Source organism: Streptomyces sp. NPDC001407 (assembly GCF_042895325.1).
Classification (GTDB): Bacteria; Actinomycetota; Actinomycetes; order Streptomycetales; family Streptomycetaceae; genus Streptomyces.
In genome coordinates this window covers 203,007-224,624 of record NZ_JBIAWF010000006.1, presented here as the reverse complement: position 1 = coordinate 224,624, position 21,618 = coordinate 203,007, and the positions used below count along the sequence as shown (strand labels likewise).

At 71.3% G+C, this 21,618-nt stretch carries 20 protein-coding genes; 4 read left to right on the top strand and 16 right to left on the bottom strand.

Features of this window, described 5'->3' with window-relative positions; genetic code table 11:
* Positions 1-34: 34 nt before the first annotated feature.
* Positions 35-664, top strand: a complete 630-nt coding sequence (locus ACFY1P_RS11995) for a hypothetical protein (protein ID WP_390750550.1) — start codon at positions 35-37, stop codon at positions 662-664.
* Positions 665-733: 69 nt separating this feature from the next.
* On the opposite strand, the gene ACFY1P_RS11990 is transcribed toward ACFY1P_RS11995, so the two are convergent.
* Positions 734-808 (bottom strand): 50S ribosomal protein bL37, encoded by a 75-nt coding sequence (locus ACFY1P_RS11990; RefSeq protein ID WP_374223834.1) that lies wholly within the window; start codon positions 806-808, stop codon positions 734-736.
* A 141-nt stretch (positions 809-949) separates the two neighbouring features.
* Here ACFY1P_RS11990 and ACFY1P_RS11985 point away from each other — a divergent pair, with 141 nt between their 5' ends.
* Positions 950-2,584 (top strand): alkaline phosphatase D family protein, encoded by a 1,635-nt coding sequence (locus ACFY1P_RS11985; protein WP_361530661.1) that lies wholly within the window; start codon positions 950-952, stop codon positions 2,582-2,584.
* A 240-nt stretch (positions 2,585-2,824) separates the two neighbouring features.
* Here ACFY1P_RS11985 and ACFY1P_RS11980 read toward each other — a convergent pair whose 3' ends face one another.
* Positions 2,825-3,412: a dienelactone hydrolase family protein gene (locus ACFY1P_RS11980; protein WP_361530664.1), complete on the bottom strand. Its 588-nt coding sequence runs from the start codon at positions 3,410-3,412 to the stop codon at positions 2,825-2,827.
* Positions 3,413-3,520: 108 nt separating this feature from the next.
* On the opposite strand from ACFY1P_RS11980, the gene ACFY1P_RS11975 reads away from it, so the two are divergent.
* Entirely contained in the window at positions 3,521-4,585 is a 1,065-nt protein-coding gene (locus ACFY1P_RS11975; RefSeq protein ID WP_390750549.1) for a mechanosensitive ion channel family protein, read from the top strand.
* A gap of 3 nt (positions 4,586-4,588) precedes the next feature.
* On the opposite strand, the gene ACFY1P_RS11970 is transcribed toward ACFY1P_RS11975, so the two are convergent.
* The 5 genes from ACFY1P_RS11970 to ACFY1P_RS11950 all read right to left on the bottom strand — a co-directional run bounded on the left by ACFY1P_RS11970 (position 4,589) and on the right by ACFY1P_RS11950 (position 9,139).
* The gene (locus ACFY1P_RS11970; protein WP_361530670.1) at positions 4,589-6,178 is read right to left on the bottom strand and encodes a Na+/H+ antiporter; all 1,590 of its coding nucleotides are present in this window, start codon (positions 6,176-6,178) and stop codon (positions 4,589-4,591) included.
* 87 nt (positions 6,179-6,265) lie between these two features.
* The gene (locus ACFY1P_RS11965; protein ID WP_361530673.1) at positions 6,266-6,748 is read right to left on the bottom strand and encodes a GNAT family N-acetyltransferase; all 483 of its coding nucleotides are present in this window, start codon (positions 6,746-6,748) and stop codon (positions 6,266-6,268) included.
* Positions 6,745-7,686 carry an RluA family pseudouridine synthase gene (locus tag ACFY1P_RS11960; RefSeq protein ID WP_361530676.1) on the bottom strand — a complete coding sequence of 314 codons (942 nt, stop codon included), beginning with the start codon at positions 7,684-7,686 and terminating at the stop codon, positions 6,745-6,747. The genes ACFY1P_RS11965 and ACFY1P_RS11960 overlap by 4 nt, the downstream gene beginning before the upstream one ends.
* A gap of 61 nt (positions 7,687-7,747) precedes the next feature.
* A complete protein-coding gene (gene lspA, locus ACFY1P_RS11955; protein WP_361530679.1) occupies positions 7,748-8,305 on the bottom strand; it encodes a signal peptidase II in 558 nt (185 codons plus the stop codon).
* A gap of 87 nt (positions 8,306-8,392) precedes the next feature.
* Positions 8,393-9,139, bottom strand: a complete 747-nt coding sequence (locus ACFY1P_RS11950) for a TraR/DksA family transcriptional regulator (protein WP_390750548.1) — start codon at positions 9,137-9,139, stop codon at positions 8,393-8,395.
* A 476-nt stretch (positions 9,140-9,615) separates the two neighbouring features.
* On the opposite strand from ACFY1P_RS11950, the gene ileS reads away from it, so the two are divergent.
* Complete coding sequence (gene ileS / locus ACFY1P_RS11945; protein ID WP_361530685.1) at positions 9,616-12,765, top strand: isoleucine--tRNA ligase; 3,150 nt, start codon at positions 9,616-9,618, stop codon at positions 12,763-12,765.
* A 182-nt stretch (positions 12,766-12,947) separates the two neighbouring features.
* Here the strand turns inward: ileS and ACFY1P_RS11940 are convergent, their stop codons facing one another.
* The 9 genes from ACFY1P_RS11940 to ftsW all read right to left on the bottom strand — a co-directional run bounded on the left by ACFY1P_RS11940 (position 12,948) and on the right by ftsW (position 21,598).
* Entirely contained in the window at positions 12,948-14,135 is a 1,188-nt protein-coding gene (locus ACFY1P_RS11940) for a DivIVA domain-containing protein (protein ID WP_361533928.1), read from the bottom strand.
* 61 nt (positions 14,136-14,196) lie between these two features.
* Positions 14,197-14,481, bottom strand: coding sequence for a YggT family protein (locus ACFY1P_RS11935; protein ID WP_361533925.1), 285 nt, complete (start codon positions 14,479-14,481; stop codon positions 14,197-14,199).
* Positions 14,482-14,554: 73 nt separating this feature from the next.
* Positions 14,555-15,157, bottom strand: coding sequence for a cell division protein SepF (locus ACFY1P_RS11930; RefSeq protein WP_087928499.1), 603 nt, complete (start codon positions 15,155-15,157; stop codon positions 14,555-14,557).
* A 122-nt stretch (positions 15,158-15,279) separates the two neighbouring features.
* Entirely contained in the window at positions 15,280-15,999 is a 720-nt protein-coding gene (locus tag ACFY1P_RS11925; protein WP_361533921.1) for a YggS family pyridoxal phosphate-dependent enzyme, read from the bottom strand.
* Positions 15,996-16,760: a peptidoglycan editing factor PgeF gene (gene pgeF / locus ACFY1P_RS11920; protein ID WP_390750547.1), complete on the bottom strand. Its 765-nt coding sequence runs from the start codon at positions 16,758-16,760 to the stop codon at positions 15,996-15,998. Before pgeF ends, ACFY1P_RS11925 begins: the two co-directional genes overlap by 4 nt.
* A gap of 23 nt (positions 16,761-16,783) precedes the next feature.
* The gene (ftsZ, locus tag ACFY1P_RS11915; protein ID WP_361533915.1) at positions 16,784-18,025 is read right to left on the bottom strand and encodes a cell division protein FtsZ; all 1,242 of its coding nucleotides are present in this window, start codon (positions 18,023-18,025) and stop codon (positions 16,784-16,786) included.
* Between the two features lie 241 nt (positions 18,026-18,266).
* On the bottom strand, positions 18,267-19,073 hold the full coding sequence (locus tag ACFY1P_RS11910) for an FtsQ-type POTRA domain-containing protein (protein ID WP_361533912.1): 807 nt from the start codon (positions 19,071-19,073) through the stop codon (positions 18,267-18,269).
* A gap of 29 nt (positions 19,074-19,102) precedes the next feature.
* Positions 19,103-20,197, bottom strand: coding sequence for an undecaprenyldiphospho-muramoylpentapeptide beta-N-acetylglucosaminyltransferase (gene murG, locus ACFY1P_RS11905; RefSeq protein ID WP_361533909.1), 1,095 nt, complete (start codon positions 20,195-20,197; stop codon positions 19,103-19,105).
* Positions 20,198-20,203: 6 nt separating this feature from the next.
* The gene (gene ftsW / locus ACFY1P_RS11900) at positions 20,204-21,598 is read right to left on the bottom strand and encodes a putative lipid II flippase FtsW (RefSeq protein ID WP_390750546.1); all 1,395 of its coding nucleotides are present in this window, start codon (positions 21,596-21,598) and stop codon (positions 20,204-20,206) included.
* Between the last annotated feature and the right edge of the window lie 20 nt (positions 21,599-21,618).

The following is a 21,618-nucleotide window of genomic DNA, read 5'->3' as shown; positions in this document are numbered from 1 at the left end:
CGACGGCACGCCGTCCACCTGGCACGATGGCAAGGTGACCGCACCGCTGACGCCGCACGACCCGCCGCCGCACGAGCCGCCGCACGGGCCCCTCGCCCCGGAGCACGCCGCCGACGAGCGGGATCCGGGGCTGCGCACCGAGCTGCGGGAAGCCGCGGTCGTCGCCGCGGCGGTGGCGGTGGCCGGGGTGCTGCTGGGGCTGCTGTGGGTGTGGCTCGCGCCGCGCGTCCCGCTGATCTCGGACGGCAGGGCCGTCTATCTGAAGAACTCCGAGGGCGAGCAGGCGATCGGCGCGGACGGCACGTTCGCGCTGCTGGCGCTGGGCTTCGGCGTGCTGAGCTCGGCGGTGGTGTTCTGGTTCCGCCGCCGCGGCGGCATCCCGCTGGTCGCCGGACTGGCCCTCGGTTCGCTGCTCGCCGCGCTGATCGGCTGGCGGCTGGGCGTCTGGCTCGGCCCGTCCTCCGACGTCGTCGCGACCGCGAAGTCCGTGGGCAAGGGCGTGGTCTTCGACGCCCCGCTGAAGCTGGGCGCCAAGGGTGTCCTGCTGGCGTGGCCGCTGGCGGCGATGGCCGTGCACCTGGGGCTGACGGCGGCCTTCGGGCCGCGTGACCCGGAACCGGAGCCGCACTGGCCGGGCGTGGGACCGGCCGCCGACGCGGGCTGAGCGGCCGCCGGATCCACGCGAGCGCCGTACGGGCGGCCCGGCCGGTGGCCGGGCCGCCCTCTCGCTCGATCAGGCGGGCCGTCGCCCGTGGTTGGCCTTGTTCTTCTTCAGGCGCCAGCGGCGCTTGCGGGTGCGCTTCGACATGGTCGGTCCCTCCCGGCGCGGGGCGCGCGTACGGCGGCCCGCATCCCGGTCGTAGCGGAAAAGCCACCAACAGTCCAGAGCCCGGATGAACTGTCAGGTTTCGTACGGCCCACGCCTTACCCGGAGGTAAGGTGATCGCCCGTGATCGATAACGACCGGATATCGCGCCGCACCGCCGTCACGGCCGTCGCCGCCTCCGCCGCGCTGCTCCCCTTCGCCACGGCCCCCTCGGCCCACGCGGCGGACAGCGGCCCGGCCTTCCTGCACGGTGTCGCCTCCGGCGACCCGCTCCCCGACGGCATCCTGCTGTGGACGCGCGTCACCCCCACCCCGGACGCCGTCCCCGGCTCCGGGCTCGGGCCCGCGGTCGAGGTCGGCTGGGAGGTCGCCGAGGACGCGTCGTTCGCCAGGGTCGTCGCCAGGGGCACCGCCAAGGCCACGGCCGCGAGCGACCACACCGTCAAGGCCGACGTGCGCGGCCTGCGTCCGGCCACCGGCTACTGGTTCCGCTTCGCCGTCGGCGAGGTGCGCTCCCCCGCCGCCCGTACGCGTACGGCGCCCGCGCACGACGCGGCCACCGCGGGCCTCCGCTTCGGCGTGGTGTCCTGCGCCAACTGGGAGTCGGGCTGGTTCGCGGCGTACCGCCACCTCGCCGCCCGCCGCGACCTCGACGCGGTGCTGCACCTCGGCGACTACATCTACGAATACAAGTCCGGCGAGTACCCGGCCGCGAAGTACGTCGTGCGCCCGCACCGGCCCGCCCACGAGATCGTCACGCTCGCCGACTACCGCACCCGGCACGGGCATTACAAGACCGACGCCGACCTCCAGGCGCTGCACCACACGCACCCGATCGTCGCGATCTGGGACGACCACGAGTTCGCGAACGACGCGTGGTCGGGCGGCGCCGAGAACCACACGCCGGGCGCGGAGGGCGACTGGTCGAAGCGGATGGCGGCGGCGAAGCAGGCGTACTTCGAGTGGATGCCCGTCAGACCCTCCGTCGAGGGCACCACCTACCGGCGGCTGCGCTTCGGCAAGCTCGCCGACCTGCACCTGCTGGACCTGCGGTCCTTCCGCTCGCAGCAGGTCAAGGCCGGGAGCGGCAAGGTGGACGACGCGGACCGCACGCTCACCGGCCGCGCCCAGCTCGACTGGCTGAAGGCGGGCCTGGCGTCCTCCGACACCACGTGGCGCCTCGTCGGCAACCCCGTGATGATGGCCCCCGTGGCCTTCGGCGCCCTGCCCGCGCACCTCCTGGAGCCGGTCGCCAAGCTGCTGGGCCTGCCGACGGGCGGCATCACCGTCAACACCGACCAGTGGGACGGCTATACGCACGACCGGCGCGAGCTGCTGGACCACCTCTCGGACCACGCCGTCCGCAACACGGTCTTCCTGACCGGCGACATCCACATGGCCTGGGCCAACGACGTGCCGAAGCAGGCCGCCACCTATCCCCTCTCGCCCTCCCTCGCCACCGAGTTCGTGGTGACCTCGGTGACCGCCGACAACTTCGACGAGACCCTGCACGTCCTGCCGCACACGGTCTCGCTCCCCGCCGCCGGCGCGATCAAGGCCGCCAACCGGCACGTGAAGTGGCTGGACATGGACTCGCACGGCTACGGCGTCCTCGACGTCACCGCCGAGCGGGCGCAGATGGACTACTACGTCCTGTCCGACAAACGAAAGCGCGACGCGACGACGTCCTGGACCCGCTCGTACCGGACCCTGTCGGGGACGCAGCGGGTGGAACGGGTGTCCAAGCCGGTGGCTTGACCGGGTTGTCGGGGCGCCCTCTTTCGCCGCCTGCGGCGGGGCGCCCTTCGGGCGGCCTCAAACGCCGGCCGGGCTGAATTGTGCGGACCGTGGTTCGAATCCTGCGGCCCGCAGGCTACGAACCCACAGTCCGGGAATTTCAGCCCGTCCGGCGTTTGAGGACAACGCGCGAAGCGTGTTGCGGGGTCTGGGGCGAAGCCCCAGTTTCGGGAAGGGGCGGGGCTGGGGAACAAAACCCGCCTAAACGGCCAGCTCCTCCAAGAAGCTCAGCGACACCCGCCAAGCCGCCTCCGCGGCCTCCGCGTCGTAATCCGCAAGCTCCGGATCCGTGAACAGATGCCCCGCCCCCGCGTACCGGTGAACCTCCACCTCCGCCCCGGCCCGCCGCATCCGCAAGTACCACGCGTTGAGCCAGTCGTGCGGCTCGAACGGATCCGGGTCCGCGACATGCAGCTGCACCGGCAGCTCGTCCACGGACGCGTCCTCGGCGAGGTCGGACGTGCCGTGCAGGAGCAGCAGCCCGCGCGCCTTCTCGTCGCCGAGGGCGAGGTTCTGCGCGATCGACCCGCCGAGCGAAAAGCCGGCGTAGACCAGGCCGCGGTCCGACAGGGGCGCCGCCGCCACGATGGCGCGCTTCAACAGCTCCTCCTTGCCGATCTCGTCCTTGATCGCCATGCCCTCCTCGACGGTGTCCGCCGTCCGGCCTTCGTAGAGGTCCGGTACGTGCACCTCGTGCCCGGCGGCACGCAGTCGCTCCGCGGCGGCGTGCACGGCGGGCCGGAGGCCGTAGGCCGAATGAAAAAGGACAATCGTGGTAGAGGACGCCACTGGAGTCACTTCCTTACAGGTGGATCGCGTGCCCCCATCGTGCCAGCTACGGTCGGAGGGAAGCGCCCACCGGTGAGCCACGGCCGGCCGGAAGGAGCTGAGGTGTCCATGGAGGGCGTACTGCGTCCGCTGTCCGTCATCGGCGGTGCACTGGTCGTCACCGTGATCGTGGGGTGGATCGCGGACCAGGTGCTGCGCCGGATCGACGCACGCAGGCCGGACACGCCACTGTGGGGCCTGCTGCGCCGCGCCAGGCTGCCGTTCCGGCTGGTGCTGTGCACGGCGCTGCTGCGCGCGAGCTATCCCTTCGCCGACCTCGGTGAGTGGCACCGGGCGGCGGTCGGCCAGGTGCTGAGCCTGGTGCTGATCGGCGCGTGCGCCTGGCTGGTCGTCCGGCTGGCGGTGGCGGTGGTCGAGGCGATGTACGCGCGCTACGCCGCCGGGGCGCCCGATCCGGCGCGCGTGCGCCGGGTGCGTACGCAGGTGACGCTGATCGAGCGGATCGTCACCGCGGCCGTCTGCGTGGTGGCGGTGGCGGCGATGCTGCTGACGTTCCCGGACATGAAGACGGTGGGGACGTCCATGCTGGCCTCGGCCGGGCTCATCGGCATCGTCGCCGGTGTGGCCGCCCAGTCGACGCTGGGCAATCTCTTCGCGGGCCTCCAGATCGCCTTCGGCGACGTGGTGCGCATAGGGGACACGGTCGTGGTCGCCGGCGAGTGGGGCAAGGTCGAGGAGATCACGCTGACCTATCTGGTGGTGGCCACCTGGGACGAGCGCCGCCTCACCATGCCGGTCTCCTACTTCACCGGCAGGCCGTTCGAGAACTGGTCCCGCAACAACCCCCGGATGACCGGCACGGTCTTCTTCCACCTCGACCACTCGGCCCCCGTGGACCTCATGCGCGACTATCTGCACCAGGTGCTCAAGGCGTCCCTGGAGTGGGACCAGCGGGCCTGGAGCCTGGTGGTCACGGACACCACGCCGACCACGATCCAGGTGCGGGCGCTGGTGACCGCGAAGGACTCGGACGACATATGGGCGCTGCGCTGCATCGTGCGGGAGCAGCTGATCGCCTGGCTGCGGCGGGAGCACCCGTACGCGCTGCCGCGGGTGAACACCGCGCCCGCGCCCGGCGTCGAGAGCGCAGCGGAAGGCCCCGGGGCGCCCTGAGCGTCAGCCGCGCAGGCTTCGTACGTCCAGGTGGCGCAGCACCCGGTCGACGATCTCCGGGTCGGCGCCGGGCTCGCTGCGGGCGGCGAGGATCTCGTGCCGGGCCGCGGAGAGCATCTCGCTCTGGATGCGCTGGACGGTGCGGATCCGCTCGACGCGCTGGGCGTGGGCCTCGCGCCGTTCCTCGTCCAGGATGTCGGGGCTGATGCGGGCACCGACGTCGAAGGCGCGGCGGCTGAGGTGTTCGACGAGGTCCTCGGGGAGTTCCTCGGCCCGCTCGATCTCCTTGAGCCGGAGCTTGGCCGCCTTGGCGGCGCGGACCGCGAGCTGCCGGGCGAGTTCCCGGTCGGCGTCGGAGTCCGACCGCACGCCCAGCAGCCGGACCAGCCAGGGCAGGGTCAGGCCCTGGACGACGAGGGTGGCCATGATCACGGCGAAGGCGATGAAGAGGATCTCGTCGCGGCCGGGGAAGGGCGAGCCGTCGTCCATCCGCAGGGGGATCGCGAGGGCCAGGGCGACGGAGGCGACCCCGCGCATCCCCGACCACCACATGATCACGGTCTCGCGCCAGCTCAGGGGGATGTCCTCGTCGATGTCCCGGCGGCCGTGCAGCTGCTTCGCCAGCCAGGCGGCGGGCAGCAGCCACAGCAGCCGTACGCCCACGACGACGCCGATGACGGCGGCGCTGATCTCCAGCATCTCGCCCCACCGGCCGGCGCCGGTGCCGAAGACGTTGTGGAGTTCGAGGCCGATGAGGCCGAACGCGACGCCGGTGACGAGGGTGTCGACGATCTCCCAGAAGGTGTGCCCGGCGAGCCGCCCGAGGACGTCGTCGGCGTCCATGGCGTACTCCGCGAGGAAGAGCGCGGTGGTGAGCACCGCGAGCACGCCGGAGCCCTTGAACTCCTCGGCCAGGACGTAGGAGACGAAGGGGACGAGCAGCGTCAGGCCGATCTGGAGCGTGGCGTCGCCGAGGATGTCCATCAGCCGTTTGGCGGCCCAGCCGAGCGCCAGCCCGACGGCCACGGCCACCACGGCGGACAGCACCAGTTCGCCGACGGCCTTCGGCAGGGAGAAGCTCCCGGTCACGGCCGCGGCGATGGCCACGTGGTAGAGCACGATGGCGGTGACGTCGTTGAAGAGGCCCTCGCCCTCCAGGATCGACACCAGGCGGCGCGGCAGTCCGAGGGAGCCCGCGACGGCGGTGGCGGCGACCGGGTCGGGCGGGGCGATGAGCGCGCCGAGCGCGACGGCCGCGGCCACCGAGATGCCGGGCACGACGGCGTTGGCCACGACGGCCACGGCCGCGGTGGTCACGAAGACGAGCGCGACCGCGAGCAGCAGGATCGGCCGCACGTTGGCCGCGAACTGCCGCCAGGAGGTGCGCTGCACGGAGGCGTAGAGCAGGGGCGGCAGCACCAGCGGGAGAATGAATTCCGGCGGTACGTCCACATTGGGGACGAAGGGCAGCAGCGCGAGGACGATGCCGCCCAGGGTCATCAGCACCGGCGACGGCAGCCCCAGCCGGTCCGCGCACGGCACCATGACGACGGCGCCGATGAGCAGGACGAAGAGCAGGGCGAGCTGATCCAAGGGGGCCCTCCGGACGACTTGACCGAACTTCGATCAAGCGTGCCACTTGAGGGGGATTTCAGCCCGTGGGGGGGTACCCCCGCGGCGTCAGAGCCCCTTCGTCATGGCCCGGTGCGGGATACCGCTGCCCTCGTCGAACTCCGGTCCGTGCGCCGCGTACCCCAGCCGCTCGTAGAAGCCGAGCGCGTGGGTCTGCGCCTCCAGATAGACGCGGGTCAGCCCCAGCCGCCGGGCCTCCTCCTCCACGGCCCGGACGAGGATCGCCCCCAGGCCCGTGCCGCGCGCCGCGCGGCTGACCGCGAGGCGGCCGAGGACGGCGGTGGCGTCGTCGGTCACGCCCGCGTGGCCGTACTTCTTCCGGGCGGGCGCTCCGTGCAGGAAGCGCACCGTGCCGAGGGGACCGGCCGGGCCGGAGGCCAGGAAGTGGACGGCGAGCGCGTCGTACGCGTCCATCTCCTCGGCCTCCGGGACGCCCTGCTCCGCCACGAAGACCTCACGGCGCACCGCGTGGCAGCCGGTCAGGTCGTCGGAGGCGACGACGCGGACCGTGACGGGCGCCGCCCCGCTCATGAGCTCTCGGCCCGGATGATCTCCAGGGCGTGCCGCAGGTCCGCGGGGTACTCGCTCTCGAACTCCACCCAGCGCCCGTCCTCGGGGTGCTCGAAGCCCAGCCGGACGGCGTGCAGCCACTGGCGGGTCAGCTTCAGCCGCTTGGCGAGCGTGGGGTCGGCGCCGTACGTGAGGTCGCCGACGCAGGGGTGCCGGTGCGCGGCCATGTGCACGCGGATCTGGTGCGTACGGCCGGTCTCCAGCTTGACGTCGAGCAGGCTGGCGGCGCGGAACGCCTCGATGAGGTCGTAGTGCGTCACCGACGGCTTGCCGTCGGCGGTGACCGCCCACTTGTAGTCGTGGTTGGGGTGGCGGCCGATGGGGGCGTCGATGGTGCCGCTCATCGGGTCGGGGTGGCCCTGGACCAGCGTGTGGTAGCGCTTGTCGACGGTGCGCTCGCGGAACTGCTGCTTGAGCAGGGTGTAGGCGCGCTCGGACTTGGCGACGACCATCAGGCCGGAGGTGCCGACGTCCAGGCGGTGCACGATGCCCTGGCGCTCGGCCGCGCCCGAGGTGGAGATGCGGTAGCCGGCGGCGGCGAGGCCGCCGATGACGGTGGGGCCGGTCCAGCCGGGGCTGGGGTGCGCGGCCACGCCGACGGGCTTGACGATCACGACGATGTCGTCGTCGTCATGGATGATCTCCATGCCCTCGACGGGCTCGGCGACGATCTGCACGGGCGCGGGGGCGGCCGGCATCTCGACCTCCAGCCAGGCCCCGCCGGTCACCCGGTCGGACTTCCCGGCCGCGGCGCCGTCGAGCTGGACCTTCCCCGCGGCCGCCAGCTCGGCCGCCTTGGTGCGGGAGAAGCCGAACATACGGGCGATGGCGGCGTCGACTCGCTCACCTTCGAGGCCATCGGGTACGGGCAGGGCGCGGATCTCGGGAATGGTGCTCACCCGTCGAGTATGACGGACGGCCCGGACGGCCCCGCACGGCAGCGTCCGGTGGGGGCCGTTCTCAGTCGTCGTGGACGGTGCCGTCCGGGTCCAGGCCGCGGAAGGAGAGGATCACGATCAGGAAGCCGCCGCAGACGATCGCGGAGTCCGCGAGATTGAAGACCGCGAAGTGCGGGGTGGCGATGAAATCCACCACGCCGCCCTGGAAGCCGCCGGGCGAGCGGAAGAGCCGGTCGGTGAGATTGCCGAGCGCGCCGCCGAGGAGCAGGCCGAGCGCGATGGCCCAGGGCAGGCTGTAGAGCTTGCGGGCGATCCGGGCGATGACCACGATCACCGCGGTCGCGATGACCGTGAAGACGATCGTCATGGCCTCGCCGATGCCGAAGGCCGCGCCGCGGTTGCGGATCACCTCGAACTGGAGCCAGGTGCCGATGACCTCGATCGCGTCGTGGTGCTCCAGCTTGGCGACCACGAGGAGCTTGCTGCCCAGATCGAGGAGGTAGGCGAAGGCGGCCACCACGAGGAGGACGGCGATGCGCCGTCTGCCCCTGACCCCGCCCGGCGCCTCGGCCGCCGTCCCGCTGCCGGGTGTGCCGGTGGTCTGTTCCGCCTCTGTCACGTGAGTCCTTCGACGTCGTCCCGCGCTCGATGGGTGTCAGGGCCGCCCTGACTGAGGACGAGGGTACGGCACGCGCACGGGCGCGGGTCAGCGGCGTTCCTGGCGCTGCTTGCACTCCACACACAGGGTGGCCCGGGGGAAGGCCTGCATGCGCGCCTTGCCGATGGGCTTCCCGCAGTTCTCGCAGAGCCCGTACGTACCGGCGTCGAGCCGCTCCAGGGCGCGCTCGGTCTGGAGCAGCATCTCCTGGGCGTTGGCGGCCAGGGCCAGCTCGTGCTCCCGGGTGATGTTCTTGGTGCCGGTGTCCGCCTGGTCGTCACCGGCGCCGTCACCCGAATCGCGCATCAGCCCGCTGATCGCCTCCTCCGAGGCGGCGATCTCGGCCCGCAGCCGGAGCACCTCGCTCTGCAGCTCGGAGCGTGCCTCGTTCACCTCCGTGGGCGACCAGGGTTCCTCCCCGGGCCGGACCGCGAGCTCGCCGGGGACGGCCGCCGGAGCCTCGGGCTTCCTGGCCGATGCCGCTTTCGCGGCCTTCGCCTCGGACCCGGCCTTGGCGGGCACCTTGGTGGCGTTCTTGGTGGCGTTCTTGGCGGGGGTCTTGGCAGCGGTTTTGGCGGGGGCCTTGGCGGGGGCCTTCTTCTTGCTCGCCGTCCTGGCGGGCGCGGCGGCCTTCTCCGCCTTGTCCGGCTTCTCGGTCTTCTCAGGCTTCGCCGCGGCCGTCGTCTTCCTCGCCGGGGCCGTCTTCCTCGCGGGTGCGGTCTTCTCCGCGGGCGCGGCCTCGGCCGCCTTCGCCGGGGCGGCCTTTTTCGCCGGAGCGGTCTTCTTCGCCACCATGGCCGCGACCCCTTCACATTTTATGATCTAGCGCGCGAATCGTGCCGGAACGATAAATCTCCATCGGGCACGCGGCAACGGGGCACGCCGGTCTCCACCGTTGTGCCCCGCCCCCGGCCCTGTAATCCGCGTCCGCACGGCCCCCGCCGATATCCGGTGGGCCGTGGCCGCCGCGGGCCCGTACACTGGGCGCAGCGAGAGGCGTGGATGGGACGAGTAGCGCCGCACGCAGCCAGGAGCGACTCGGGGACGGTGGGAGCCCGGGGGCGTGCGCGGTGTCGAAGATCAGCCCTGAGCCGCCGGAAGAACGCCCCGGGTGTTGCCCGGCAGGTCAGTAGAACCGGCATCGCGGCCCAATGAGGGGGCCACAGGCAGCACGCCTGCGGCCAAGGAGGGTGGTACCGCGGGAGCACCGTGCAACGGCTCTCGTCCCTCCGACGGACAGCGCAAAGACGTCCCGCCGGAGGAAGCACCCGATGAGTCCGCAGCCGCAGTACCGCCAGGTACCCGCTCAGGTGGACCTGCCCGCGCTCGAGCACGCCGTGCTCGATTTCTGGCGCGAGAGCAAGGTTTTCGCCCGTAGCCTCGAAGAGTCCGAGGGCCGCCCCGAGTGGGTGTTCTACGAGGGCCCCCCGACCGCCAACGGCATGCCCGGTGCCCACCACATCGAGGCCCGCGTCTTCAAGGACGTCTTCCCCCGCTTCCGCACGATGCAGGGCTACCACGTCGGCCGCAAGGCCGGCTGGGACTGCCACGGCCTGCCGGTCGAGCTCGCGGTCGAGAAGGAGCTGGGCTTCAACGGCAAGCAGGACATCGAGAAGTACGGCATCGCGGCGTTCAACGCCAAGTGCCGCGAGTCGGTGACCCGGCACACGGACGCCTTCGCCGAGCTCACCACCCGCATGGGCTATTGGGTCGACCTCGACGACGCGTACCGCACGATGGACCCGGAATACGTCCAGTCCGTGTGGTGGTCGCTGAAGGAGATCTTCAACAAGGGCCTGCTGGTCCAGGACCACCGCGTCGCCCCCTGGTGCCCGCGCTGCGGCACCGGCCTGTCGGACCACGAGCTCGCGCAGGGCTACGAGACGGTCGTCGACCCGTCCGTCTACGTCCGCCTCCCGCTGACCTCCGGCCCGCTCGCGGGCGAGGCGGCGCTCCTCGTCTGGACGACCACCCCCTGGACCCTGGTCTCCAACACCGCGGTGGCCGCGCACCCCGACGTCCGCTACGTCGTCGCGACGGACGGCGCCGAGAAGCTGGTCGTCGCCGAGCCGCTGCTGGAGAAGGCGCTCGGCGAGGGCTGGACCGCGACCGGCGAGTCCTTCACCGGCCGCGAGATGGAGCGCTGGGCCTACCGCCGCCCGTTCGACCTGGTCGAGCTGGAGGGCGCCAACTTCGTCGTCAACGCGGAGTACGTGACGACCGAGGACGGCACCGGTCTGGTCCACCAGGCCCCCGCCTTCGGTGAGGACGACCTCCGCACCTGCCGCGGTTACGGCCTGCCGGTCGTCAACCCGGTCCGCCCCGACGGCACCTTCGAGGAGGGTCTCGCCCTCGTCGGCGGGCAGTTCTTCAAAAAGGCCGACGAGGCGCTGGTCGAGGACCTGTCCGCGCGCGGCCTGCTCTTCAAGCACGTGGCGTACGAGCACAGCTACCCGCACTGCTGGCGCTGCCACACCGCGCTCCTCTACTACGCGCAGCCGTCGTGGTACATCCGCACCACGGCCGTCAAGGACCGCCTGCTCGCGGAGAACGAGAAGACCAACTGGTTCCCGGAGTCCGTCAAGCACGGCCGCTTCGGCGACTGGCTGAACAACAACATCGACTGGGCGCTCTCCCGCAACCGCTACTGGGGCACCCCGCTGCCGATCTGGCGCTGCGAGGACGACCACCTCACCTGCGTCGGCTCCCTGGCCGAGCTCAGTGAGCTCACCGGCAGCGACCAGAGCGGCCTGGACCCCCACCGCCCGTACATCGACGACGTCACCTTCACCTGCTCCGCCGACGGCTGCCCGCACACCGCCGTCCGCGTGCCCGAGGTCATCGACGCGTGGTACGACTCGGGTTCCATGCCCTTCGCGCAGTGGGGCTACCCGTACAAGAACAAGGAGCTCTTCGAGAAGCGCTACCCCGCGCAGTTCATCTCGGAGGCCATCGACCAGACCCGCGGCTGGTTCTACACCCTGATGGCCGTGGGCACCCTCGTCTTCGACAAGTCGGCGTACGAGAACGTGGTCTGCCTCGGGCACATCCTGGCCGAGGACGGCCGGAAGATGTCCAAGCACCTGGGCAACATCCTCCAGCCGATCCCGCTGATGGACCAGCACGGCGCCGACGCCGTCCGCTGGTTCATGGCCGCCGGCGGCTCCCCGTGGGCCGCGCGCCGCGTCGGGCACGGCACGATCCAGGAGGTCGTCCGCAAGACGCTCCTCACCTACTGGAACACCGTCGCCTTCCAGGCGCTCTACGCCCGTACGTCCGGCTGGGCGCCCTCCGCGTCCGACCCGGCCCCGGCCGACCGCCCGCTGATCGACCGCTGGCTGCTCGGCGAGCTCAACACGCTGACCGACCAGGTCACCCAGGCGCTGGAGGCGTACGACACCCAGCGCGCGGGCAAGCTGCTGTCCTCCTTCGTGGACGACCTGTCGAACTGGTACGTGCGGCGCTGCCGCCGCCGGTTCTGGCAGGGTGACGCGGCCGCGCTGCGCACGCTGCACGAGGTCGTCGAGACGGTGACCCGGCTGATGGCGCCCCTGGTGCCGTTCATCACCGAGCGCGTCTGGCAGGACCTCGTGGTGCCGGTGGACCCGGAGGCGCCCGAGTCGGTGCACCTGGCGACCTGGCCCAAGGCCGACACCGCCCTGATCGACCCCGAGCTCTCACGGCAGATGCTGCTCGTGCGCCGGCTGGTCGAGCTGGGCCGCGCCACCCGCGCGGAGTCCGGCGTCAAGACCCGGCAGCCGCTGTCCCGCGCGCTTGTCGCGGCCGCCGGCTTCGAGGACCTGGGCCCGGAGCTGCGCGCCCAGATCACCGAGGAGCTGAACGTCTCCTCGCTCGCCTCCCTCTCGGAGGTCGGGGGCTCGCTGGTCGACACCACCGCGAAGGCCAACTTCCGGGCGCTCGGCCGCCGGTTCGGCAAGGGCGTCCAGGCCGTGGCCAAGGCCGTCGCCGAGGCGGATGCCGCGGCGCTGTCGCTGGCGCTGCGCGCGGGCACCGCGTCCGTGACCGTGGACGGCGAGACGGTCGCCCTCTCCCCCGACGAGGTCATCATCACCGAAACCCCCCGCGAGGGCTGGTCGGTGGCCTCCGACTCGGGCGCGACGGTGGCGCTCGACTTGGAGATCACGCAGGAGCTGCGCCGCGCGGGCCTGGCCCGTGACGCGATCCGGCTGATCCAGGAGGCCCGCAAGAACAGCGGCCTCGACGTCGCCGACCGGATCGCCCTGCGCTGGCGGTCCACGGACGACGAGACCACCACGGCGCTGACCGAGCACGCCGGCCTCATCGCGGACGAGGTGCTCGCCACGGATTTCGTGAATGAGCAGGGCGAGGCGGACGCCTCCTACGGCGAGCCGTTCGAGGACGAGGGCCTCGGTCTGACGTTCCGCCTCCGCAAGGCGTAACGACCCCACAAGAGCCGGTCGTCCGGGAGCCGCACGCTCCCGGACGACCGGCTTTTCGCTGTTTATTTCACTGTTCATTTCGTCGTTTATCAGGCCTTGGCCGGGATATACGAGAAAACGGGCCGGGCCCGGGACTGATGTCCCGGGCCCGGCCCGCTGATTGCCGACGGCTGCGCCGCGGCTTAGTTGTCGTCCTCGTCGATCAGGAAGCCGCGCATCGGCGACGGCGCCTGCTGCATCGGCTGCTGGCCCTGCGGCCGGACCGGTGCCATCGGCTGGGTCATCGCCGGGGACATCTGCTGCTGACCGCCGTACGACGGGGCACCCATCGAGGTGTTGCCACCCATGGAGGTGTTACCGCCCATGGACGGGTTGCCGCCCATGCTGTGGCCACCCATGCCCGCACCTGCCGAGGCCATGGACCCGCTCATCGAGGGGGCCGCGGGCAGCGACGGGGTGTTGGGGTTGCGCGGGGGGGCCAGCGAGTCGTCCGCCTGGTTCTCCAGCTGACGCAGCTGGCTCTCCAGGTAGGACTTCAGACGCGTGCGGTACTCGCGCTCGAAGCCGCGCAGGTCCTCGACCTTGCGCTCCAGCGTGGCGCGGGCGGACTCCAGGGAGCCCATCGCGACACGGTGCTTCTCCTGCGCGTCCCGCTCCAGGGCGTCGGCCTTGGCGCGGGCGTCCCGCTCCAGACCCTCGGCCCGGCTGCGCGCCTCGCCGACGATCTTGTTGGCCTCGGAACGGGCCTCCGCGATCGCCTGGTCGGCGGTCTGCTGAGCGAGCGACAGCACACGCGCGGCGCTGTCACCGCCCGGTCCCTGACCCGGCTGGGGCAGCTGGGGGCCGGGGCCGCCCATCGGACCGTTCTGACCCATGGGGTTCTGCCCCATGGGGCCGTTCTGGCCCATGCCGTTCTGACCCATCGGGCCGTTCTGTCCCATGGGGCCGCCCATCGGGCCACCCATCGGACCGTTCTGTCCCATCGGGCCGGGACCGTGCGGGCCCTGGGGACCATGGCCGTGACCGCCGGGGCCTGCCGGAAGCTGCGGGGCACCGCCCGGCAGCTGCGGCGGGCCGCCCATCTGCTGTTGCTGCGGCACCGGCTGCGGTCCGGATATGGCAGCGGGCACCGGCGCGCCGGGGCGTTGGTCCTGCTGCTCCGGCTTGCGCATTCCTTGCTGCTGGTTCTGCGCGGCGGCGCGTGTGGCGGCAGCCAGCTTGGCGCGCAGGTCCTCGTTCTCCCGGAGCAGTCGGGTCAGTTCGGCCTCGACCTCGTCCAGAAAGGCATCGACCTCGTCCTCGTCATAGCCTTCTCGGAGACGGACGGTCGTGAACTGCTTGTTCCGCACATCCTCGGGGGTCAACGGCATCTCTTCTTCACCTCAACGTAGTCGTCGGCAATCGGCAAGACCGTATCGTTCACAGCCGCGTTCACAGCCGGCTCACGACGGTGATCAGGATGTAGACGATGATCATCAGTACGAAGAAGGACAGGTCGAGCGCTACGCCCCCGAGACGCAGCGGCGGGATGACCCGCCGCAGAAGCTTGAGTGGCGGATCGGTGACAGTGTAGGTGGCCTCAAGGACGACCACCATCGCCTTACCGGGTTGCCATGAGCGTGCGAACTGGAAGACGTAATCCATCACCAGCCGGAAGATGAGTACGAACAGGAAGCAGTACAGCGCGATGTAGATCACCTGTAGTGCGATGCTCATCTCGCGCTTCCCTCTCCCCTTCGTACCCGGCCTGTCGGGCCGTCATTCATCCGGCAATGACCGGTTTTGCGCCTCAGCTCTGATTGAAGAACCCACCCTCTGCGATGCGGGCCTTGTCCTCCGCCGTGACATCGACGTTAGCAGGAGACAGCAGGAACACCTTCTGCGTCACCCGCTCGATGCTGCCGTGGAGTCCGAAGACCAGACCGGCGGCGAAGTCGACAAGTCGCTTCGCGTCCGTGTCGTCCATCTCCGTGAGATTCATGATCACGGGGGTGCCCTCGCGGAAGTGTTCCCCGATGGTACGGGCCTCGTTGTAGGTCCGGGGGTGCAATGTCGTGATGCGGTAGGGCTCCCGCTCGGACACAACCTTGGGCATGATCACCGGTGCGTTCTTCTCCAGAGAGTGGCGTTCGGGTGTGATGGATGCCACGGGGGCGATTCGGGCGGGTCGTCCCGTTTCCGCTACGAGCGGAGCGGGTTCGCGCTGTGCCGGCGGCTGGGCGACTCGAACCGGTTCGTCCGGTTGCGTCTGTTGGGACTGATGCTGCTGCCTGCGTCGGTCGGGCTCCGGCTCGGGCTCGAACTCGTCATCGGGGTCGAACCCCGGGCCGTCGTACCCATCGTCCTCCACGAGGCCGAGGTAGACCGCCATCTTGCGCATCGCGCCGGCCATTCTCTGCGTCCTCCGCTCTGTGGTGGATCGGCTCCGTCAACGGCGCCTTGGATCCACTTGGTCTGCCCGCCTTTTGGTGGGATTGACCATATTTTCTGCTGTGGTCCGACTTCTTGGCGACGTTACCCGAGCCCGGGTCGGACTCCGAGTACCGCCGATCCGACACGTACATGTGTCGCCCCGGCTGCCACGGCGTCATCCAGGTCCGCGCTCATCCCTGCTGACACCATGTTCGCAGCAGGATGGGCCGCGCGCAGGCCCGTTGAGATTTCCATCAGCCGGTCGAATGCCGCCCGGGGCCGTCCCGCGTAAGGGCCGGCGAGCGGAGCGACCGTCATCAGTCCGGCGGGGCGCAGCCCTTCGGCCGCCGCGATCGCGTGGGCGAGTTCGGTGACCCCGTCCGGCGCGACACCGCCGCGGTCGCCGCGCTCTCCCGACTCGGCGTCAAGAGCCACCTGGATCAGGCAGTCGAGCTCGCGGCCCGCCCGGAGGGCGGCGGCGGAGAGGGCGGTGACCAGTCTGATTCGGTCGACAGAGTGCACCACATCGGCATAACTCACCACCGAACGGACCTTGTTCGTCTGCAATTGCCCGACGAAGTGCCAGGTCAGTGGCAGATCCGCGCACTCGGCGGCCTTGGGGGCGGCGTCCTGGTCGCGGTTCTCGGCGACATGACGGACCCCCAGCTCGGCGAGGAGGCGAACGTCGCTCGCGGGGTAGGTCTTGGTGACCACGATGAGGGTCACGTCTTCGCGCTTGCGCCCGGCCGCGGCGCACGCTGCGGAGATACGTTCCTCCACGCGCGCCAGGTTCGCGGCCAGTTCCGTCTTGCGGTCCGTCACAGCTCTGCGTCCAACCAGACATAGCTCGCGAGCCGCCCCGTGGTGTGCTCGCGCCGGTACGAGAAGTGGTCTGCCGACTCCAGCGTGCAAATGTGAGATTGTCCGCTGACATTCACGCCGACTCGGTGCAACTGGGCACAAACCCCTGCGGCGACATCCACCGCCGGGGTGCCCTTGCGGGTGGTGGCCCAGGCCTCCGGCACGGCCGCGGTGACCTCGGCGCGCATCGCCTCGGGCACCTCGTAGCAGAAGCCGCAGACCGAGGGGCCGGTGTGGGCGATGATCCGGGCGGGGTCGGCGCCCAGCTCGATCATCGCCTCGACGGTGGCGGGGACGACCCCGGCGACCAGCCCCGGGCGGCCGGCGTGGGCCGCGCCCGCGACCCCGGCGACCGGGTCGGCCAGCAGCACCGGCGTGCAGTCCGCGGTCAGCACCGCGAGGGCGAGGCCCCGACGGGCCGTCACCACCGCGTCGACGGCGGGAATCTCAGCGGTGCCGCTGGTGTCCCACGGCCCGTCGACCACGGCCACGTCCCGGCCGTGCACCTGGTTCATCCAGACGACCGCCGCCGGGTCCAGGCCGAGCGACTTGGCCGCCCGCTCCCGGTTGGTCCGGACGGCGGCGGGGTCGTCGCCGACCGCGCCGCCCAGATTGAGCTCGTCATACGGAGCGGCGCTCACCCCGCCCCACCTGTCGGTGAAGGCGAAGTGCGCGCCGCTCGCGTGCTGTTCGGATGTCACTGCGTGTTGATGCCCTATCACTTTGGGCCGCTCACTCGCGGGTCCTACTTGAGGAAGTCCGGGACATCGAGTTCCTCGGCGGTCGAGTCCTGGTAGGGCCGCGCCGGCGGGACCTGCGGGGAGGACACCGGCGGCGGGGGGACCTCGCCGACCGGCGACGGGTCGGCGGCCGGGGGCTCCTCGGTGCGCGGGGTCACGTTGCCGAGACCGCCGAAGGAGGAGCGGACCGGCTCGGCCGGGGCGCTCTGACGGGGGGCCGCGGCCGACGCGCCGCTCTCCTCGCGGCCGTTGCCGTAGGAGGAGCCGAGCACCTTGTCGCGGCTGCCCTTGGCCGGCGGCTGGCCGCCGTCGAAGCCGGCGGCGATGACCGTGACCCGGACCTCGTCACCGAGGGCGTCGTCGATGACCGCGCCGAAGATGATGTTGGCCTCGGGGTGGGCGGCCTCGCTGACCAGCTGCGCCGCCTCGTTGATCTCGAAGAGACCGAGGTCGGAACCGCCGGAGATGGAGAGCAGCACACCGCGGGCGCCGTCGATGGACGCCTCCAGGAGCGGCGAGGAGATCGCCATCTCCGCGGCGGCCACGGCGCGGTCGTCGCCGCGGGCCGAGCCGATGCCCATGAGCGCCGAGCCCGCCTCGGACATCACGGACTTGACGTCGGCGAAGTCGAGGTTGATCAGGCCGGGGGTGGTGATGAGGTCGGTGATGCCCTGGACACCCGACAGCAGCACCTGGTCCGCGGACTTGAACGCGTCGAGCACGCTCACCTGACGGTCCGAGATGGACAGGAGCCGGTCATTGGGGATCACGATGAGGGTGTCGACCTCGTCGCGCAGACCCGCGATGCCGTCCTCCGCCTGGTTCGCGCGGCGGCGGCCCTCGAAGGTGAACGGCCGGGTGACCACACCGATCGTCAGGGCGCCCAGCGAGCGGGCGATGTTGGCGACGACGGGGGCGCCACCGGTGCCGGTGCCGCCGCCCTCGCCCGCGGTCACGAAGACCATGTCGGCCCCCTTGAGGACCTCCTCGATCTCCTCGCGGTGGTCCTCGGCCGCCTTGCGGCCGACATCGGGGTTGGCGCCGGCGCCGAGGCCGCGGGTGAGCTCCCGGCCGACGTCGAGCTTGACGTCGGCGTCGCTCATCAGCAGGGCCTGCGCATCGGTATTGATCGCGATGAACTCGACGCCCTTGAGACCGACCTCGATCATCCGGTTGATGGCGTTCACGCCACCGCCGCCGATGCCGACGACCTTGATGACTGCGAGGTAGTTCTGCGGTGCTGCCACGTCGAAGGCCTCTCGCCTCGAGTTACGTATGCCTGGGGGACGGTTCTCAATGCCGACCCGAACCCTCAACGTGAAGTTTAGGGTTACCGGTGCCGCTGTTCGCTGGGGTTCTCCGAACAGGACACTAAGTCGACAAGTGGCGCGTGTTCAACGAACACGCCGAACCTCCCGTTTTTCTTTTCACCCTATGTGATCACCCATAGCCGTAGCCAGTCAGGGTGCTGGCCGACCCTTCGGCCCGTCAACTCCCGGACGCCGCCGGAGCGCTGGGCGCGCTCACATCGAAGTGGTCGGCACCCCGCGCCGCCTTCAGCAATGCCGTGAGCGTACGGGCTTTCGCGTCGCCCCGCTCGCCGCTCCCCCAGACCACCGTCCGACCGCCCGTCAGATCGAGGGTGATGGAGTCGTACGAGCGTACGTGGATGACGCGGGTGTCCGCGCGCACGGCGGCGGGCAGCGACTCGGCCACGCGCACGCCCTCCCGCTCCAGGCGGCCGGTGCCGAACCGCCGCAGGCTCGGGGAGTCCGCGGCCTCCAGGGACAGCCGCGGGACGCCCTGGGGAGCGTGATCGACTGTGGCGAACCGCACGCCCGTGCCGTCGATTTCGATGAACTTTCCGCCCTTTTCGACGATCGCCCTGGGTTGCCGCTCGACCACTTTCAGGCCGATCGTGCGCGGCCAGGACCGTTCGACGGAGACGGTGTCGATCCTCGGCAGCGCCTCGCGCAACCGGTCGGCGATGGCGTCGGTGTCCACGGAGATCAGCGGCTCGCCGAGGGGGACCTCGGCGGCCGCGCGTACCTCGTCAGGGGTCAGCACGCGCGCGCCGCTGACGTCCACCCGGGACGCGCGCAGCCAGCTGGAGCCGTAGAGCGCCCAGGCCGCGGCCGCCACCACGAGCGTGGCGGCGATCACCCAGAAGAGGATCCTGCGGCGGCGCGGCGGACGCCCGGGGGCCGGTCGGGAGGGGCCGGACCGCACCGGTCTCCCGCTCTTCGCGTTCTTGCTCTTCGAGCCACCGCGCTGAGCGGTCGTCGGTCCGGCCACGCTCCCCTAGCCTCCTGCTCCCGCGGGCCTCAGCCCGCCCTGCGTGCGGCAATCGCCTCGTAGACCATGCCGACGAGCAGCTCGTCGGCATCGCGCCGCCCGAACTCGGAGGCGGCGCGGGACATCGCGTACAGCCGGTGCGGGTCGGCGAGCACCGGGAGCACCTGGCTCTGCACCCATTCGGGGCTCAGCTCGGCGTCGTCGACCAGCAGGCCGCCGCCCGCCTTGACCACCGGCTGGGCGTTGAGCCGCTGTTCGCCGTTGCCGATGGGCAGCGGGACGTAGGCGGCCGGGAGCCCGACGGCGGACAGCTCGGCGACGGTCATCGCACCCGCGCGGCAGAGCATCATGTCGGCCGCGGCGTACGCGAGATCCATCCGGTCCACGTACGGTACCGGGACGTAGGGCGGCATACCGGGCATGTTGTCCGCGCGCGGCACGTCGTTCTTCGGGCCGACCGCGTGCAGGATCTGGATGCCGGAGCGCTGGAGCGCCGGGGCGACGGCCTGCACGACCTCGTTCAGCCTGCGGGCGCCCTGCGAACCGCCGGAGACCAGCAGCGTGGGCAGGTTGGGGTCGAGCCCGAAGTAGGCCCGCGCCTCCGGCCGGGCCGCGCCGCGGTCGAGGGTGGCGATGGTGCGGCGCAGCGGGATGCCCACATAGCGGGCGTTGCGCAGCTTGCTGTCCGGCGTGGACACCGCGACGCCGGCCGCGTAGCGCGAGCCGATCTTGTTGGCCAGGCCGGGGCGCGCGTTGGCCTCGTGCACGATGATCGGCACGCCGAGCCGCTTGGCGGCCAGATAGCCGGGCAGCGCCACGTAGCCGCCGAAGCCGACCACGCAGTCCGCCTTGGTGCGCTCCAGGATCTGCTCGGCGGCCTTGATCGTGCCGCGCAGCCGCCCGGGGACGGTGATCAGCTCGGGTGTGGGCTTGCGCGGCAGGGGTACGGCGGGGATCAGGCCCAGCTCATAGCCCCGCTCGGGCACGAGCCGGGTCTCCAGGCCCCGCTCCGTGCCGAGCGCCGTGATCCCCACGGTCGGGTCCTGCCTGCGCAGGGCGTCCGCGAGGGCGAGCGCGGGCTCGATGTGGCCGGCGGTCCCCCCGCCGGCGAGTACGACATGCACCGAAATTCACCGCTCTCCGGACGGTCGCTTCTTGACGCGCCGTCTCATCGTCTTCCATCTCACCCCAGGCTGCCGCATGGCCAGTGCCGCCCGCGCACCGGGTTCGTCGCGCGCGAAGGCGATCAGCAGTCCGATGGCGAACATGGTCGGCAGCAGGGCGGACCCTCCGTAGGAGAACAGCGGCAGGGGGACACCGGCGATCGGCAGCAGGCCGAGCACCGCACCGATGTTGACCACGGCCTGAGCCATGATCCAGGTGGTCACACCTCCCGCGGCGTACCTCACGAAGGGGTCCTCCGTGCGTCCGGCCACGCGGATACCCGCATAGCCTAGAGCCGCGAAGAGGGCGAGTACGGACAGCGTCCCCGCCAGACCGAGCTCCTCGCCGGTGATGGCGAAGATGAAGTCGGTGTGGGGTTCCGGTAGTTCGCCCCATTTCTCCACACTCGCACCGAGGCCCGCACCGAACCAGCCGCCGTTGGCCAGCGCGTAGATTCCGTGCACGGCCTGCCAGCACTGGTCATTGGTGCCGGGGTCGGTGGCGCCGATGCAGGCGAGGCGGGACATCCGGTTGGCGCTGGTCTTGATGAACAGCACCGCGAGCAGGGCGGTGACGACAAACACCCCGGAGAAGAGCCGGGTGGGGGCGCCCGCGATCCACAGCAGCCCGAGCAGCACCGCGGTGAGGACGACGGTGGTCCCCATGTCACCGCCCAGCATGATGAGCCCGAGCAGCACGAAGGTGACGGGCACCAGCGGCACCAGCAGGTGCTTCCACTGGGTGAGCAGCTTCTTGGCCTGCTTGCGGGCGAGCAGGTCGGCGCCCCACAGGACCAGCGCCAGCTTGGCGAACTCACTGGGCTGTATCTGGAAGGGACCCCCCAGCGCGATCCAGTTGGTGTTGCCGTTGATGGTCTCGCCGATGCCGGGCACCTGGACCAGGCAGAGCAGGAAGAGCGAGCCGGCCAGCGCGGGGTAGGCGAAGGCCCGCAGCAGCCGTACGGGCATCCGGGCGGCCGCGAGCAGCAGGACGGCGCCGATGGCGGCGGCCAGCAGCTGCTTGCGGAAGAAGAAGCTGGGGGGCAGGCCGTTCTGCAGCGCCTTGATCTGGGAGGCGGAGTAGACCATCACCAGGCCGAGCACGATGATCAGCAGGGAGCCGCCGAGGACGAGGTAATACGCCGTCAGGGGGCGGTCCCAGGCCCGCTTCGCGCGGCCGTGGAGGGTCCGCAGGCCGCCCAGCAGGGTGCCGCGGGGCGGCCGGGGGCCGCGGGGGCCGCCCGTGCGTCCACGGCCCGCCGCGGGGCGCGGGCGGGCCGTCCCCGCGGTGCGGGAGCGCGCGAGGGAGCCGCGCAGGGCCGTCCAGGCGCCGGGCGGCCTCGCGATGTCGTCCGCGTGCATCCGGGTGTCCCCTTCGCTGG